A 16346-nucleotide genomic window follows, 5' to 3' on the forward strand; every position below is an offset into this window, starting at 1 on the left:
CACGATGCGGACCCTGTGCGCGAGCACGTTGATCGGTGAGTTCTTCGTGATCGGCTTCGCCGGCCTCGTCGCGATGAAGCAGGACGACCTGACGGGCGGGACGGTGTGGGCGCTGTGCGGCGCCGGCATGGTGCTGTGCGTGCTGCTGTGCGGCATGCTGTCGCGCCCCGGCGCCCTGGCGGTCGGCTGGGCGCTGCAGCTCGCCCTGGTCGTGAGCGGTTACTGGGTCGGGACGATGTACTTCCTCGGCGTGGTCTTCGCGGCCCTGTGGTGGGCCTCCATCCACTTCGGCCGGAAGATCGACGAGGCCAAGGCGAGGCACTCGGCGCAGGTGGCCTGACCACGCCTTGTAATGTCGTCATACCCGTCACCGTCAGTAGGAGCCGTACCGTGAGCCAGCGCACCCTTGTCCTTCTCAAGCCGGACGCCGTCCGCCGCGGCCTGATCGGCGAGATCATCGGCCGGTTCGAGCGCAAGGCCGGCTGGACGATCGGCGCCCTCGAACTGCGCACGCTCGATCTCGGCACCCTGGAGCAGCACTACGCCGAGCATGTCGGCCGCCCGTTCTACGAGCCGCTGATGGAGTTCATGGCCTCGGGTCCCGCGGTCGCGCTGGTCGTCGAGGGGGAGCGCGTCATCGAGGGCGTGCGGGCGCTGGCCGGTCCGACCGACCCGATCGAGGCCGCTCCCGGGTCCATCCGTGGGGATTTCGGCACCATCGTGCGGGAGAACCTCGTCCACGCCTCGGACTCCCCGGAGTCCGCCGAGCGTGAGATCAAGCTGTTCTTCCCGGGCCTGGTCTGAACCATCAGCCGGCCTTCCCGCTTCCGGGTGTACGCGTCCTTCGACGGTACCCCCTGTGACCTGCGGTTCAGGCGTTCCGGCTGACGTCCAATCAGCTCAGAGGCGACCGGCCAGATCCGGTCGCCTCTGGCATATGCAACCCTTTATGGGGAACCAATTCCTCCGACACGTCGTCACCATTACCAGCGGACGCTGTGTGTTCTGATGACAATGACGTCGGAACCCCGGACCTCGTGCCCTGTGGGGCGCGACTACGATGGAATCTCCGCTCAAGCTCGGGAAGGCCAGACGTATCCACATGGCGAACAACATGTCGTTCATCGGCCGTGACATGGCTGTCGACCTCGGGACTGCCAATACGCTGGTGTACGTCAGGGGTCGCGGGATCGTCCTCAACGAGCCGTCCGTCGTCGCCATCAACACGAACACCGGCGGCATCCTGGCGGTTGGCGCCGAGGCCAAGAAGATGATCGGCCGCACTCCGGGAAACATCGTCGCGGTCCGCCCGCTGAAGGACGGCGTCATCGCCGACTTCGAGATCACCGAGCGGATGCTGCGGTACTTCATCCTCAAGGTCCACAAGCGTCGTTACCTGGCTCGCCCCCGCGTCGTCGTCTGCGTGCCCTCCGGTATCACCGGGGTCGAGCGACGCGCCGTCATCGAGGCCACCACCCAGGCCGGGGCCCGCCAGGTGCACATCATCGAGGAGCCGATGGCCGCCGCGATCGGCGCCGGGCTCCCGGTCCACGAGGCCACCGGCAACATGGTGGTCGACATCGGCGGCGGCACCACCGAGGTCGCCGTGATCTCGCTGGGCGGCATCGTCACCGCGCAGTCCATCAGGGTCGCGGGTGACGAGCTGGACAGTTCGATCATCCAGCACATCAAGAAGGAGTACAGCCTCCTGCTCGGCGAACGCAGCGCGGAGCAGATCAAGCTCACCATCGGGTCGGCCTTCGACCCGAAGCTGGAGAAGGACGAGCACACCGAGATCCGGGGCCGCGACCTGGTCAGCGGCCTGCCCAAGACGGTGGTGATCTCGGCCGCCGAGGTCCGCAAGGCCATCGAGGAGCCGGTCAACGCGATCGTCGACGCGGTCAAGACGACGCTCGACAAGTGCCCGCCCGAGCTCTCCGGCGACATCATGGACCGCGGCATCGTGCTGGCCGGCGGCGGAGCGATGCTCCGTGGGCTGGACGAGCGGCTGCGGCACGAGACCGGAATGCCGATCCACATCGCCGAATCCCCGCTGGACTGCGTGGCGCTCGGCGCCGGCAAGTGCGTCGAGGAGTTCGAGGCGTTGCAGCAGGTTCTGGACGCCCAGCCGCGTAGATGAGTACGCACGTTCCCGCGTGTGGGTGACTGCCCGCCCGCACGCGGGATCGTTCTCACTGCGTCACACACTTCGACCGGCCGGGGACCGCAGCCGACCGGTCCGTTCGAGGAAGGCACGGACTGGCGCCCGTGAGGGACACACGAGAGAGCCGGCTTCTGCTGGTGCTGTTGATCGCGATCGCGTTCGCACTGATCACCGTGGATATTCGGGGCGGCGAGCAGTCACCGATGGACGGCCCCCGACAGGCGGCGGCCTCGGCCTTCGGACCTGTCGAAAAGGGTGTGGCGTCCGCCGTCGACCCGGTCGGCAACGCGATCTCCGCGGTGCGCGACTCCGGCGGCCGGCACAGCACCATCAGCCGCCTGGAACGCGAGAACGCGGAGCTCAAACAGCAGCTCGGCAGCAAGGACGTCACCCGCAACAAGGCCCGCGAGCTGGACCAGCTCCTGAAGACCGCCGGAGCCGGCCAGTACGCGATCAAGGGCGCTCAGATCATCGCCATAGGGGCCGCCCAGGGATTCTCCTGGACGGTCACCATCGACGCCGGAAGCGCTGACGGCGTCCTCCGCGACCAGACCGTCATCAACGGCGAGGGCCTGGTCGGACGGGTCACCACCGTCGGAGCCTCCACCGCCACCGTGCTGCTCGCCAACGACCCGGACTTCACTGTCGGGACCCGGATGGAGGGCTCGATGGAACTGGGCTTCGCCACCGGCCAGGGCGACCGGCCGATGCGCGTCCAGCTGCTCAACGGCAAGGCCAAGGTCAAGAAGGGCGACCGGATGGTCACCTTCGGCTCCCAGGCCGGCAAGCCGTTCGTACCCGGCGTGCCGGTCGGCAGGGTCGTCGCGATCGACCCGTCCGCGGGCAGCCTGACCCGTACGGTCCAGGTCGAGCCGTTCGTCGGGTTCTCCCGGCTCGACATCGTCGGCGTCGTCGTCGAGGGCCCGCGCACCGACCCGCGCGACAGTGTGCTGCCGGCCAAGCCCACGCCTTCGCCCACCGCGGCCAAGGTCACCACCCCGCCGGCGCGGAAGCCGGGCGCGCCGCCCACCGGTGCGTCCCCCAGCACCACCAGGAGCTGACCATGCGACTCAACCGGATCCTGCTCTCCACCGTGCTGGTCGTCGTCGCGATGGTCGTCCAGGTCAGCGTGCTGGCCCGGCTGCACCTGCCCGGTGCGGTGCCCGACCTGCTGCTGCTCACCGTGCTCGGCCTCGCGCTGACCTACGGCCACGTCGGCGGCGCCCTGGTCGGCTTCGGCGCCGGCCTGCTCGCCGACCTGGCACCGCCCGCCGATCACGCCGTGGGCCGGTACGCGCTCGTGCTCTGCGTCATCGGCTACCTGGCGGGCCTCGCCAAGCCCGAGACCGGGCAGCTGCGGACCGCCGCCATGCCGATGCTCGTCGTCGTCACGGCGGCGATCGGCGGCACCCTGCTCTACGCGGGCGTCGGCGCCCTGGTCGGCGACACCGCCGGGGCCCACGTGGGTCTCGCCAAGCTGCTGTTCACCGCGGCCGTCTACGACCTGCTGCTCGCGCCGTTCATCGTCCCGCTGGTGATGGCACTGGCCAGACGCTTCGACAGCGACCCGATCGCCGAGGACGCCGCCGGCGGCTACGGCAGCCGCGTCGGCGGCCAGCGCGCGAGCCTGCTCGGCCGGACCGGCCGCGGGGGCCGTATCGCCTCCTTCGCCAAGGGGGGCCGCAGGCTGTGACCGCCCGTCCCCCGCGCACCACCCCTTACGTGAGGAAGGACTCGCGCGCTGATGTCTAACATCCCCGAGACCGGCCGCACCTCCCGTGTCACGATCCGCCTGGTCATCCTGCAGATCCTCGTCTTCTCGCTGCTGCTCACCCTCGGCGGACGCCTGTGGTACCTGCAGATCCGCAACGGTGACGAGTACACCGAGAAGGCCGCCAGCAACCACATCCAGCAGGTCGTCTCCCCCGCGATCCGCGGGTCGATCCTGGACGCGCGCGGTGTGCCCCTCGCCGACAACGAGACCCGGCTGGTGGTCTCCACCAGCCGCACCGAGCTGCTGAAGCAGAAGGACGACGGCAAAGCCGTCCTGACCCGGCTCGCGGCGGTGCTGGGCCTGCCGGCAGCCGACGTCATCGCCAAGGTCCGGCTCTGCGACTCCAAGACCCCCCAGCCCTGCTGGAACGGATCGCCCTACCAGCCGATCCCGATCACCGACAAGGCCACCACCCAGCAGGCCCTGCAGATCATGGAGCGCCGCGAGGACTTCCCCGGTGTGACGGCCGAGCCGACCGCGGTCCGCCGCTACCCGGCGCCGAGCAAGGCCAACGCCTCCCAGGTCCTCGGATACCTCTCGCCCGTCACGGACGACGAGATCACCGTCTCCCAGAAGGACGGCAACACCCCGCTGCTCCGCTCCGACCAGGTCGGCCGCTCCGGACTGGAGCGTCAGTACGACTCGGCGCTGCGCGGCAAGGCCGGCGTGACCCGCTACGAGGTGGACAACCTCGGCCGGGTGATCGGCAAGGCGGGCGACACCCCGGCGGAATCCGGGGCCAACCTGGTGACCAGCATCGACTCGCGGGTCCAGGCCGTCGCCGAGAAGGAGCTGAACGCGGCGATGCTGGACGCCCGCAAGACCTTGGACAAGGTCACGGGCGTCAACTACAAGGCCGACTCGGGCGCGGTCACGGTCATGGACGTGCACACCGGCCAGATCGTCGCGATGGCCAGTGCCCCGACGTACGACCCGAACGCGTGGGTCGGCGGCATCTCGCCGGCCGACTACAAGAACCTGACCGGCAAGGAATCCAACTACCCGCTGCTGAACCGGGCCATCCAGGGTCTGTCGGCGCCCGGCTCGACCTTCAAGGTGATCTCGACGTCGGCGGCCGTCAACGCCGGGTACGCGCTCGACGGCGCTTACCCCTGCACCTCGTCGATGACCATCGGCGGCCGCGTGTTCAAGAACTTCGAGGGGGAGAGCTTCGGCTCGATCAACCTCGGCAAGGCGCTGGAGATCTCCTGCGACACCGTGTTCTACGGCCTGTCGTACAACCAGTGGTTGGCGGACGGCGGCACCAAGCCCAAGAACCCCAAGGACTTCTTCTACAAGACCGCCCACCAGTTCGGCCTCGGGGCGAAGACCGGCATCGACCTGCCGGGCGAGGTCAAGGGCCGGGTCCCCGACCGCCAGTGGAAGCAGGCCTACTACGAGGCCAACGTGGACTACTGGTGCCGCGAGGGGAAGACCAACAAGCAGGACTATGCGACGCAGATCGCCCGCGAGAACTGCGTGGACGGCAATGTGATGCGCGCCGGTGACTCGGTCAACTTCGCCATCGGCCAGGGCGACACCCTGGTCACCCCGGTCCAGATGGCGCGGATCTACGCGGCCCTCGCCAATGGCGGCACGCTCTACCAGCCGACCATAGGGAAGGCGATCGTCAGCGCCGACGGCAAGACAGTCAAGCCCATCGCGCCCAAGGCCACCGGCAAACTGCCGGACAGCGCCGAGACCCTGAAGTACATCAACCAGGCGACCGCGGGCGTCGTGACCAGCGGTACCGCCGCCTGGCGCTTCGGCGGCTGGCCGCAGGACAAGATCCAGCTGCACGCCAAGACCGGCACCGCCGAGGTCGACGGCAAGCAGACGACGTCCTGGCTGACGACGTACACCAAGGACTACGCGATCGTCATGACGATCTCGCAGGGCGGCACCGGCTCCGGCGGCTCCGGCCCCGCGATCCGCAAGATCTACGAGGCGATGTACGGCATCCAGCCCAACGGCTCGATCGACAGTAAGAAAGCACTGCTGCCGACCCCCGAGACGAAGCTGCCGAAGTTCAGCGACGACGGCTCCGCCGTCCAGGCCGCGGCCCCCGCTGCCCCCGCGACCAACACTGCCCCGTCGTCCGGCGCACCCGCGGCGCCCGCCGGCGGCCCGGTCCTCGCCGCGCTCACTCCCGGGCGCGACGACAGGCTCCTGCTGGGCCGGAGGTACGTCTCATGACCGCCAGCGGCTACACCATCCGCCGCTTCACCCCGGAACGCAGCACCCTGGGCAAACTGCTCGCCCGGGACTCGATACTGCGCCGGATGGACTGGGTCCTGCTGGGCTCGGCGCTCGCGCTGTCCGGGATCGGCACCCTGCTCGTGTACTCGGCGACCCGCGGGCGCACCAGCCTCACCCACGGCGACCAGTACTACTTCCTGCTGCGGCACCTGATGAACACCGGCATCGGCCTCGCCCTCGCCGCGGGCGTCGTGGCGCTGGGACACCGCAGGCTGCGCGGCGCCGTGCCGGTGCTCTACGTGATCTCGGTGCTGCTGATCCTGTCGGTGCTCAGCCCGCTGGGCACCACGATCAACGGCGCCCACTCGTGGATCGTGATCGGGGGCGGCTTCTCGCTCCAGCCGTCCGAGTTCGTGAAGATCACCATCATCCTGACCATGGCGATGCTGCTGTCGGCGCGGGTGGACGCGGGCGACCGCGTGCACCCCGGCCACCGCACCGTCCTCCAGGCGCTGGCCTGGGCCGCGCTGCCCATCGCGATCATCATGCTGATGCCGGACCTCGGCTCGGTGATGGTCATGGCGGTGATCATCCTCGGCGTGCTGCTCGCCTCCGGCGCCTCGAACCGCTGGGTGCTGGGCCTGATCTCGGCGGGTGCGGTCGGCGCCGGGCTGATCTGGCAGCTCGGGGTGCTCGACAAGTACCAGGTCGACCGGTTCGCGGCGTTCGCCAACCCCGCCCTGGACCCGGCGGGCGTCGGCTACAACACCCACCAGGCGCTCATCGCGATCGGTTCCGGCGGCCTGTTCGGCAAGGGGCTCTTCCACGGCAGCCAGACCACCGGCCAGTTCGTGCCCGAGCAGCAGACCGACTTCGTCTTCACGGTCGCCGGTGAGGAACTCGGCTTCATGGGGGCCGCCGCGATCATTATCCTGCTCGGGCTCATCGTCTGGCGGGCCTGCACGATCGCCCGCAGCGCCACCGACCTGTACGGCACGATCGTGGCCGCCGGCATCGTCGCCTGGTTCGCGTTCCAGGCGTTCGAGAACATCGGGATGACGCTGGGCATCATGCCGGTCGCCGGGCTGCCGCTGCCCTTCGTGTCCTACGGCGGCTCGTCGATGTTCGCGATCTGGGTCGCCATCGGACTGCTCCAGGCGGTCCGGATGCAGCGCCCCATGTCCGCCTGAACCCTGCCACCGGCCGGTCCGATCCGGCCGGTGGCAGGTACCGCCCCATTGCCCGCGGCGGAAGCCGCCACTACGTTCCCTTCATGGGCAAGCGTGTGCGGGAGACGGAGCGCAAGTACGAAGCGGACGGCCGGTTCGAGCAGCCCGACCTCACCGGGCTGCCCAAGGTCGCCGACAGCCGCGACCTGGATCCGGCGGAACTCGACGCCGTCTACTTCGACACCGAGGACCTGCGCCTCGCGACCCACCACATCACGCTGCGCCGCCGGACCGGCGGGGACGACGCCGGCTGGCACCTGAAACTGCCGACGACCGAGGCCGACACCCGCACCGAGGTGCGGGCCCCGCTCGGGCGCGCGACCCGGACCGTTCCGTCGGACCTGGCCGCCGAGGTGGCCGTGCACACCCGGGGAGAGCGGCTGATCCCCGTCGTGCGGCTCAAGAACCACCGCGAGCGCCGGCACCTGCTGGACGAGGCGGGGGAGCCGCTGGCGGAGATCGCGCACGACCACGTCACCGCGCAGCTTCTGGGAGCCGGCCCGGGGAACAAGGCCGTGGCGACCAGCTGGACCGAGTTCGAGGTCGAGCTCGTCGGCGGAAAGCCCGCGCTGCTGGACGCCGTCGAGCAGCGGCTGGCCGACGTGGGACTGCACCGTTCGGACTCGCCGTCCAAACTCGCCCGCGCCCTCGGCGACCGGCTGACGTCGGTGGCCGTGCCAACGGAACCGCCCGCCGAGATCCGCACCGTCGGCGACGCGGCGCTGGCCTATCTGCACGAGCAGCTGCGCGCGATCATCGCCCTCGACCCCGAGGTCCGGCGGGCGGAGCCCGACTCCGTGCACCAGATGCGGGTCGCGGCCCGGCGGGCGCGCAGCGCGCTGAAGACCTTCCGCAGGGAGCTGGACCGGGCCGTCACCGACCCGGTCGGCGTGGAGCTGAAGTGGCTCGGTGAGGTGCTGGGCACGGCACGCGACGGCGAGGTGGTGGCGGACCGGCTGGAGGTGCGGCTCGCCGAGCTCGACCCGACGTGGGTCGACGTTCCGCTGCGCCGGCGACTGGCCGCCCAGCACTCGACCGAGCAGGGCGAGGCGCACGACGCCGTGGTGCGGGTGCTGGGCGGCTCGCACTACTTCCGGGTGCTGGAGGCGGTCGAGGCGCTGCTCGCGGACCCGCCCCTCCTGGAGGGGGCGGAGCTGCCCGCGGCCCCGGGCCTGGAGCGGGCCGTCCGCCATGACCACCGCCGGCTGCGCAGGATGGTCGAGGCCGCCCTGGCCGCCGAACCCGGCCTGGACCGGGATCTGGCCCTGCACGAGGCCCGCAAGGCGGCCAAGCGCGCCCGTTACTGCGCCGAGGCCGCCCGGCCGGTGCTCGGTGCCCCGGCGAAGAAGCACATCGCCCGGATGAAGGACCTCCAGGAGCTCCTGGGCGAGCACCAGGACAGCGTGATGTGCCGGGTGGTGATCACGCGCCTGGCCGAGGACGCGGTCGCCGCAGGCGAGAGCGCCTTCCCGTACGGCGCGCTCGCCCAGCTGGAGCGGTTCCGCGCCCGGGAGATCGAAGAGCGGCTGCCCGAGGCCTGGCACCAGGCGGACCGCCCCCTCTGATCCGGGGCGGCGGGGACCGCCGCGAAGGCGCGCTAGTCTTGAGGGTCACCCCCTGCCCGCTGATGAAAGACATCTCTGATGCCTGTCGAGTCGGTCTTCCCCCGTCTGGAAGCGCTTCTCCCGCACGTCCAGAAGCCCATTCAGTACGTCGGTGGGGAGCTGAACTCCACCGTCAAGCCGTGGGACTCCTGCGATGTGCGCTGGGCGCTGATGTACCCGGACGCGTACGAGGTCGGGCTCCCCAACCAGGGCGTCATGATCCTTTACGAGGTGCTGAACGAGCGCGAGGGCGTCCTCGCCGAGCGCACGTACAGCGTGTGGCCCGACCTGGAGGCCCTGATGCGCGAGCACCGGGTCCCGCAGTTCACGGTCGACGCGCACCGTCCGGTCAAGGCGTTCGACGTGTTCGGCCTCAGCTTCTCCACGGAGCTGGGCTACACCAACATGCTGACCGCCCTGGACCTGGCGGGCATCCCGCTGGCGGCGGCCGACCGCACCCTCGACGACCCGATCGTCCTCGCCGGCGGCCACGCGGCCTTCAACCCCGAGCCGGTCGCGGAGTTCATCGACGCCGCGGTGATCGGCGACGGCGAGCAGGCCGTGCTGGCGATCACCGACATCATCCGCGCGTGGAAGGCCGAGGGCCGCCCCGGCGGCCGCGACGAGGTGCTCTTCCGGCTCGCGAAGACCGGCGGGGTCTACGTCCCGAAGTTCTACGACGTCGAGTACCTGGAGGACGGCCGGATTTCCCGTGTCGTCCCCAACCGCTCGGGCGTGCCGTGGCGCGTCTCCAAGCACACCGTCATGGACCTCGACGAGTGGCCCTACCCCAAGCAGCCCCTCGTCCCGCTCGCGGAGACCGTCCACGAGCGGATGTCCGTCGAGATCTTCCGCGGCTGCACCCGCGGCTGCCGTTTCTGCCAGGCCGGCATGATCACGCGCCCCGTGCGGGAGCGAAGCATCACCGGCATCGGCGAGATGGTGGAGAAGGGCCTCAAGGCCACCGGCTTCGAGGAGGTCGGACTCCTCTCGCTGTCCTCCGCGGACCACAGCGAGATCGGTGAGATCGCCAAGGGCCTCGCCGACCGCTACACCGAGGACAAGATCGGCCTCTCCCTCCCGTCAACCCGCGTCGACGCCTTCAACATCGACCTCGCCAACGAACTGACCCGCAACGGCCGCAGGTCGGGCCTGACGTTCGCCCCCGAGGGCGGCAGCGAGCGCATCCGCAAGGTCATCAACAAGATGGTCTCCGAAGAGGACCTGATCCGTACGGTCGCCACCGCGTACGGCAACGGCTGGCGCCAGGTGAAGCTGTACTTCATGGTCGGGCTCCCCACCGAGACCGACGAGGACGTCCTGCAGATCGCCGACATGGCGCGCAACGTCATCCAGAAGGGCCGGGAGGTCACCGGGCAGAACGACATCCGCTGCACGGTCTCCATCGGCGGGTTCGTCCCCAAGCCGCACACCCCCTTCCAGTGGGCGGGCCAGCTCGGCGTCGACGAGACCGACGCGCGCCTCGGCAAGCTGCGCGATGCCATCCGCAACGACAAGAAGTACGGCCGCAACATCGGCTTCCGCTACCACGACGGCAAGCCCGGCATCGTCGAGGGCATGCTCTCCCGTGGCGACCGCCGCATCGGCGCGGTCATCCGCGCGGTGTACGAGGACGGCGGCCGCTTCGACGGCTGGCGCGAGCACTTCAGCTACGACCGCTGGATGCGAGCCGTCGACAAGGCCCTTCCCGGCACGGGCGTCGACCTGGACTGGTACACCACGCGCGAGCGCACCGAGGAGGAGGTCCTGCCCTGGGACCATCTCGACTCGGGCCTCGACAAGGACTGGCTCTGGCAGGACTGGCAGGAGTCCCTCGACGAAACCGAGGTCGAGGACTGCCGCTGGACCCCCTGCTTCGACTGCGGCGTCTGCCCCCAACTGGACCTGGACATCCAGATCGGCCCGACGGGCAAGAAGCTGTTGCCTTTGACGGTCGTCAAGCAGTAGCAGTAGCAGCAGTAACAGCGGCGGCGGTCGGCGCTCTAGGTGAGGGCCGACCGCTGTTCGAAGACCACGTCCCGTGCCGTTCCCAGCGCCGTCGCGACGGCGCCGAGTACCACCGCGTCCTCCCCGAGGGTGCTCGGCGCGACCTTCGGTCGTAGGGGCGTGAGCGCCCGCAGGGTGTCCCGCACCGTGCTCAACAGCAGGTCCGCGCTGTGCCCCACGCCCCCGCCCAGCACCACCAGGTCCGGGTCCAGCACCGCCGCCACCGCCGCGACCGTGTGCGCGAGCCGTTCCCCCTCCTGGCGGACGGCCGCCACGGCCGCGACATCCCCGGCCCGCGCCGCCGCGAAGACGTCCTTGGCGGTGAGCGGCCCGCTCATGCCGAGTTCGCGGGCGGCCTGGACGACGGCGTCGGCCGCCACCGCGCCCTCCAGCGTGTCGGGGGTGTCCGGCTTGTGGTGGCCGGGGCCGGCCCAGGGCAGGTAGCCGATCTCGCCGGCCGCCCCGTGCGCGCCGGTGAACAGCCGGCCCTCGGAGACGACGCCCATGCCGAGCCCGGTGCCGATCATCACGTAGACGAAGAGCCTGCTGCCCGCACCGACCCCGAAGGTGTACTCGCCGAGCGCGGCGAGGTTCGCGTCGTTGTGGACGGCCAGCGGCACGCCGAGTTCGTCCCGCATCCGGTCGAAGAGGCCGGCCCGGCCCCAGCCGGGCAGGTGCTGGGCGTAGCGGACCCGGCGCTGCGCCTCGTCGTACACGCCGGGGGTGCCGACCACCGCGTGGGCGACCTTGGCGGGTGCGACACCGGAGTCGGCGACGACCTGGTGGGAGGTGGCGACCACGAGGTCGGCCATCGCGGCGGAGGTGCGGGCCCGGTTGCGGACGTCGGCGCGGGCGACGACGGTCCCGTCGAGGTCGGCGAGGGCGACCCGCAGCCAGGCGCGGCCGATGTCGATGCCGAGCGCGTAACCGGCCGAGGCGTCGGGCGCGTAGAGCACGGCGACGCGGCCGCGTTCGGGGGTGCGCAGCCCGGCTTCGCGGACCAGTCCGGCCTGTTCGAGGAAGGCGAGGGCGCTGGAGACCGTCGGCTTGGACAGCCCGGTCTCGCGGGCGAGTTGGGCGCGGGAGGCGACGCCCCCGGTCCGCAGCCGGTCCAGCAGGAGCCGCTCGTTGGTGCTGCGCAGTCGCTGCCGGTTCCAGGGCTGTTCCGCACCACCGTCGCTGCTGCTCATCGAACCATTCTCATGCATATCGCCGTGACCCCTTGACGCATCAAGTAAAGGTACTTAACTTAAGCACGCCCGGCGCCGGGGCGAACCCCTGCACTGGCGAAACGGCAGCCCGCTCCCCGTCCCCGTCACCTGCCCAGGGAGGCACCGTGTCCGGCTCCCCGCCACCCGCCGGCGGCTTCGTCCGCCGTATCGGCCTGTTCCAGGCCACCGCCATCAACATGAGCCAGATGTGCGGCATCGGACCCTTCGTCACCATCCCGCTGATGGTCGCCGCGTTCGGCGGACCGCAGGCCGTGATCGGCTTCCTGGCCGGCGCCCTGCTGGCCCTGGCCGACGGCCTCATATGGGCCGAGATGGGCGCGGCGATGCCGGGCTCCGGCGGCTCGTACGTCTACCTCCGGCAGGCGTTCCAGTACCGCTCGGGCAAGCTGATGCCGTTCCTGTTCGTCTGGACGGCCATGCTCTTCATCCCGCTGATCATGTCCACCGGCGTCGTCGGATTCGTCCAGTACCTCGGGTACCTCGCCCCCGGCATGGGCCAGAACGCGGGTGACGCCGTCGGCCTCGGCATGATCGCGCTCGTCATCCTGCTGCTGTGGCGCGGCATCGAGCACATCGCCCGCATCACCGCCGTCATGTGGTGCGTGATGATCCTTTCGGTCACGCTCGTCATCGTCGCCGCGTTCACGCACTTCGACGCGGACCTGGCCTTCACCTACCCCGCCCACGCCTTCGAACTGACCAGCCACACCTTCTGGATCGGCTTCGCCGCGGGCCTCACCATCGGCATCTACGACTACCTCGGCTACAACACCACCGCGTACATGGGCGCCGAGATCAAGGACCCGGGGCGCATCCTGCCGCGCTCCATCATCTTCTCGATCCTCGGCATCATGGGCATCTACCTGCTGCTCCAGATCGGCACCCTCGGCGTCATCGACTGGCACCGGATGCTGAACGCCGACGACATCGCCTCCTCGTCCGTCGCCTCCGCGGTCATGGAGGAGACCTGGGGCAAGGGCGCGGCCGACACCGTCACCGTCCTCATCCTCATCACCGCCTTCGCCTCCGTCTTCGCCGGACTCCTCGGCGGCTCCCGGGTGCCCTACGACGCGGCCCGCGACCGCGTCTTCTTCCGCCAGTACGGGAAGCTGCACGCCAAGCACCGCTTCCCGACGCTGGGACTGGCCACCATGGGCGTCGTCACCGCGGTCGGCTTCCTCATCGGCCGCCGCACCGACCTGGCCACCCTCATCCAACTGCTCACCACCGTCATGGTGATCGTCCAGGCGCTCGCGCAGATCCTCGCCCTGTCGGTGCTGCGCCGCCGCCAACCGGGTCTGCGCCGGCCGTACAAGATGTGGCTCTACCCGGCGCCGAGCATCATCGCCCTCGTCGGCTGGCTGGTCATCTACGGCTACGCGGACAAGAACTCGCCCGGCCGTCACCCCATCGAGTGGTCCCTGGCGTGGGTCGCCCTCGGCTGCGTCGCCTTCGTCCTGTGGGCCCGCTTCGAGAAGGTCTGGCCGTTCGGGCCGAAGGAGATCACCGAGGAGTACCTCCAGGGGACCGACCCCGACGCCGAGCAGGAGGCCGCGCCGGCGGGCGTCTGACGGACGCGGGGCCCCGGGCACGCCGCCCGGGGCCCCGCGACTTCTGGGTCCCGTCCGCGTCACGTACGGTGCGCGCATGAGCGTGACGGGGGAACGGGACACCAACCAGGGCTGCTTGACGGTCGCCATCCGGATGCCGGTGCGGATCTTCGCGCTCGTCGTCATCCTGCCGGTGCGGATGGCGTGGGACGCGCTCGCCGCACTGGGGCGCGCCCTGGGCGCCGGCCTCGGCTGGCTCTGGCGGCGCACGGTCGTCGAACCGCTCGGCGCCGTCGCCCGCGGCGCCGGCGCCGCCCTGCGGTGGCTGGTGCGCGTGCTCGTCGTCGCCCCACTGGTGTGGCTCTGGACGGCGGTGATCGCCCCGTCCGGCCGGGGCGCCGCCACCGCCGCCCACTGGCTGCTGCGCGCCCTGTTCGTCGTGCCGCTCTCCGCCCTGTACCGCTACGTCCTGACGCCGTTCGGCCGGGGCGTGACGTGGTCGCTGCGCGCCATCGGATCAGGCCTGGCGGCGCTGGCCCGGGGGCTCGGCAAGGGGGCCGGCCTACTCCTGACGCATCTCCTCGTCCGGCCGGTACACCTGCTCCACCTCCACGTCCTGGCCCCCGCCGCCCGTGCTCTGGCCGCCGCTCTCGCGGCGACCGGCCATGGCACCGGCATCGCCGCGCGGTGGCTGGTGCGGGTGCTCCTCGTCGCTCCGCTGGTGCTGCTGTACCGGTACGTCCTGACGCCCCTGGGCCGGTCCGCCGCCTGGTCGGCGCGGGCGCTCGGCACGGCCGCCGGCTGGCTGCTGCGGTATCTGCTCGTGGTGCCGCTCGTGGCCCTCTACCGCTACGTGCTCACCCCGCTGGGCCATGCGGCGGCCTGGACGGGCCGCTCCTCGGGCATCGCCGCGCGGTGGCTGGTGCGCGTGCTGCTCGTGGTGCCGGTGGTCGCGCTGTACCGGTACGTGCTCACCCCGCTGGGCCATGCGGCGGCCTGGACGGCCCGTTCGTCGGGCATCGCCGTGCGGTGGCTGGTGCGCGTGCTCCTCGTGGCCCCGGTGGTGCTGCTGTACCGGTACGTGCTGACGCCGCTGGGCCGGTCCGCCGTCTGGTCGGCGCGGGCGCTCGGCACGGCCGCCGGGTGGCTGCTGCGGTACCTGCTCGTGGTGCCGGCCGTGGCCCTCTACCGCTACGTGCTGGCCCCGGTGGGACGGGAGGTCGCCGCCGCCCTCGGGCACGCCTGGCGGGTCGCCGGGTACATCTCGCGGGCGGTCGGACGCGCGCTGAAGTGGCTGGGCCGGACGCTGATCGCCGATCCCGCGCGCTGGGTGTGGCACTCCGTCGCCGTGCCGGCCGCCGAGGCCGCGCGCGCCGTGGGCCGCTGGACGCGGCGCGAGGTGCTCGCCCCCGTCGGACGGACGGTCGGCGACGCCCGCCGCACGGTCCAGGAGGCGCTGCACACCGCGCGGGTGACCGTACGCGAGGCCCGGGCGGACGCCCGCCTGATGCTGTTCGGGGCGCCGAAGGTAGCCGCGCGGCTACCGGAGCAGACGACGGCCTCCGCCCCGGACCTCGTCAAGCGCGTCCCCACGCGCCACCGCTGAGCCGGGCCGCGTACGCGCCCCGTCATGACCTGTGGGCGACGCGGCGTAACCTTGGGTATGACAAACGGGCCCCCACAAGGCCCCCGCAGACGTACGAGGGACTGAACGACACTGGGCAAGCGACAGCCCGAAGGCCCACCGCCCGCACCGACGGTGCAGCGCATCCGCCTGCGCTACACCAAGCGCGGCCGCCTCCGGTTCACCAGTCACCGCGACTTCCAGCGCGCCTTCGAGCGGGCACTTCGCCGCGCCGAGGTGCCCATGGCGTACTCGGCGGGCTTCACCCCGCACCCCAAGGTGTCGTACGCGAACGCCGCTCCGACCGGCGTCGGCAGCGAGGCCGAGTACCTGGAGATCGGCCTCACCGAGGTCCGCGACCCCGAGAAGCTGCGGCTGCTGCTCGACGAGTCGCTGCCCACCGGGCTCGACATCACCGACGCGGTGGAGGTCCGTACCTCCGGCCTCGCCGAGCGGCTGCAGGCCTCCGTGTGGCAGCTCCGGCTCGACGGCGTCGAGCACGCCGAGGCGGAGCGCGCGGTCGCGCTCTTCCTCGCCGCCGAGACCGTCGAGGTCGAACGGAAGACCAAGAACGGCATCCGCACTTTCGACGCGCGCGACGCCGTCACCCGGCTCGAAGTGCTGCCGGCCGACGCGCTCGAACAGGGTGCCGATGGGCCCGGGCCTGTCGCCTGTGCGATACTGCGGCTAGTTGTTCGGCACTTGACACCTGCCGTGCGACCCGACGACGTCCTTTCCGGCCTCCGTGTGACGGCCGACCTCGCGCCGCCGGTCCCCGTAGCGGTGACCAGGCTGGCGCAGGGGCCGCTCCACGAAGAGTCCGGGACGGTCACCGACCCGCTCGCGCCAGATCGCGACGCCGCGGCGGTGCCGAGTGGGGACTCCCCGCCGAAGGCTGGGGAAGCCTCCGCGTAGGAACGCCGTCGACGTGTTGCCGACGCGCCAGGGAGCCACCCGGGCCCG

At 71.0% G+C, this 16346-nt stretch carries 13 protein-coding genes; 12 read left to right on the plus strand and 1 reads right to left on the minus strand.

Annotated elements, in window-relative coordinates:
- The first annotated feature begins 4 nt into the window (after positions 1-4).
- The 9 genes from O3X23_RS32660 (at position 5) to O3X23_RS32700 (ending at position 10938) form a co-directional block, all read left to right on the plus strand.
- Complete coding sequence (locus tag O3X23_RS32660) at positions 5-340, plus strand: DUF4233 domain-containing protein (RefSeq protein WP_269275997.1); 336 nt, start codon at positions 5-7, stop codon at positions 338-340.
- 50 nt (positions 341-390) lie between these two features.
- Positions 391-804: a nucleoside-diphosphate kinase gene (gene ndk, locus O3X23_RS32665; protein WP_269275999.1), complete on the plus strand. Its 414-nt coding sequence runs from the start codon at positions 391-393 to the stop codon at positions 802-804.
- Between the two features lie 310 nt (positions 805-1114).
- On the plus strand, positions 1115-2140 hold the full coding sequence (locus tag O3X23_RS32670; protein WP_269276065.1) for a rod shape-determining protein: 1026 nt from the start codon (positions 1115-1117) through the stop codon (positions 2138-2140).
- A gap of 128 nt (positions 2141-2268) precedes the next feature.
- Positions 2269-3225 carry a rod shape-determining protein MreC gene (mreC, locus tag O3X23_RS32675; protein ID WP_269276000.1) on the plus strand — a complete coding sequence of 319 codons (957 nt, stop codon included), beginning with the start codon at positions 2269-2271 and terminating at the stop codon, positions 3223-3225.
- Positions 3226-3227: 2 nt separating this feature from the next.
- Complete coding sequence (gene mreD / locus O3X23_RS32680) at positions 3228-3857, plus strand: rod shape-determining protein MreD (protein ID WP_269276002.1); 630 nt, start codon at positions 3228-3230, stop codon at positions 3855-3857.
- A 51-nt stretch (positions 3858-3908) separates the two neighbouring features.
- A complete protein-coding gene (mrdA, locus tag O3X23_RS32685; RefSeq protein ID WP_269276004.1) occupies positions 3909-6134 on the plus strand; it encodes a penicillin-binding protein 2 in 2226 nt (741 codons plus the stop codon).
- Positions 6131-7327 carry a rod shape-determining protein RodA gene (rodA, locus tag O3X23_RS32690; protein ID WP_269276006.1) on the plus strand — a complete coding sequence of 399 codons (1197 nt, stop codon included), beginning with the start codon at positions 6131-6133 and terminating at the stop codon, positions 7325-7327. The genes mrdA and rodA overlap by 4 nt, the downstream gene beginning before the upstream one ends.
- A gap of 83 nt (positions 7328-7410) precedes the next feature.
- On the plus strand, positions 7411-8931 hold the full coding sequence (locus O3X23_RS32695; protein WP_269276008.1) for a CYTH and CHAD domain-containing protein: 1521 nt from the start codon (positions 7411-7413) through the stop codon (positions 8929-8931).
- A gap of 78 nt (positions 8932-9009) precedes the next feature.
- Positions 9010-10938 carry a TIGR03960 family B12-binding radical SAM protein gene (locus O3X23_RS32700; protein ID WP_269276010.1) on the plus strand — a complete coding sequence of 643 codons (1929 nt, stop codon included), beginning with the start codon at positions 9010-9012 and terminating at the stop codon, positions 10936-10938.
- 35 nt (positions 10939-10973) lie between these two features.
- Here O3X23_RS32700 and O3X23_RS32705 read toward each other — a convergent pair whose 3' ends face one another.
- A complete protein-coding gene (locus tag O3X23_RS32705) occupies positions 10974-12167 on the minus strand; it encodes an ROK family transcriptional regulator (protein ID WP_269276012.1) in 1194 nt (397 codons plus the stop codon).
- A 146-nt stretch (positions 12168-12313) separates the two neighbouring features.
- On the opposite strand from O3X23_RS32705, the gene O3X23_RS32710 reads away from it, so the two are divergent.
- The 3 genes from O3X23_RS32710 (at position 12314) to O3X23_RS32720 (ending at position 16298) form a co-directional block, all read left to right on the plus strand.
- Positions 12314-13780, plus strand: a complete 1467-nt coding sequence (locus tag O3X23_RS32710) for an APC family permease (protein ID WP_269276014.1) — start codon at positions 12314-12316, stop codon at positions 13778-13780.
- Positions 13781-13856: 76 nt separating this feature from the next.
- The gene (locus tag O3X23_RS32715) at positions 13857-15365 is read left to right on the plus strand and encodes a hypothetical protein (RefSeq protein WP_269276016.1); all 1509 of its coding nucleotides are present in this window, start codon (positions 13857-13859) and stop codon (positions 15363-15365) included.
- 153 nt (positions 15366-15518) lie between these two features.
- Positions 15519-16298 carry a TIGR03936 family radical SAM-associated protein gene (locus O3X23_RS32720; RefSeq protein WP_269276017.1) on the plus strand — a complete coding sequence of 260 codons (780 nt, stop codon included), beginning with the start codon at positions 15519-15521 and terminating at the stop codon, positions 16296-16298.
- Positions 16299-16346: the final 48 nt, after the last annotated feature.

The organism is Streptomyces sp. H39-S7 (assembly GCF_027158205.1).
Classification (GTDB): Bacteria; Actinomycetota; Actinomycetes; order Streptomycetales; family Streptomycetaceae; genus Actinacidiphila.

Excerpts from the sequence above, each read along its gene's own strand:
- O3X23_RS32705 (WP_269276012.1), bottom strand. The coding sequence starts at position 12,167 with ATGAGCAGCAGCGACGGTGGTGCGGAACAGCCCTGGAACCGGCAGCGA.
- O3X23_RS32660 (WP_269275997.1), top strand. The coding sequence starts at position 5 with ATGCGGACCCTGTGCGCGAGCACGTTGATCGGTGAGTTCTTCGTGATC.
- rodA (WP_269276006.1), top strand. The coding sequence starts at position 6,131 with ATGACCGCCAGCGGCTACACCATCCGCCGCTTCACCCCGGAACGCAGC.
- O3X23_RS32695 (WP_269276008.1), top strand. The coding sequence starts at position 7,411 with ATGGGCAAGCGTGTGCGGGAGACGGAGCGCAAGTACGAAGCGGACGGC.
- O3X23_RS32670 (WP_269276065.1), top strand. The coding sequence starts at position 1,115 with ATGTCGTTCATCGGCCGTGACATGGCTGTCGACCTCGGGACTGCCAAT.
- mreD (WP_269276002.1), top strand. The coding sequence starts at position 3,228 with ATGCGACTCAACCGGATCCTGCTCTCCACCGTGCTGGTCGTCGTCGCG.
- O3X23_RS32700 (WP_269276010.1), top strand. The coding sequence starts at position 9,010 with ATGCCTGTCGAGTCGGTCTTCCCCCGTCTGGAAGCGCTTCTCCCGCAC.
- O3X23_RS32715 (WP_269276016.1), top strand. The coding sequence starts at position 13,857 with ATGAGCGTGACGGGGGAACGGGACACCAACCAGGGCTGCTTGACGGTC.
- mrdA (WP_269276004.1), top strand. The coding sequence starts at position 3,909 with ATGTCTAACATCCCCGAGACCGGCCGCACCTCCCGTGTCACGATCCGC.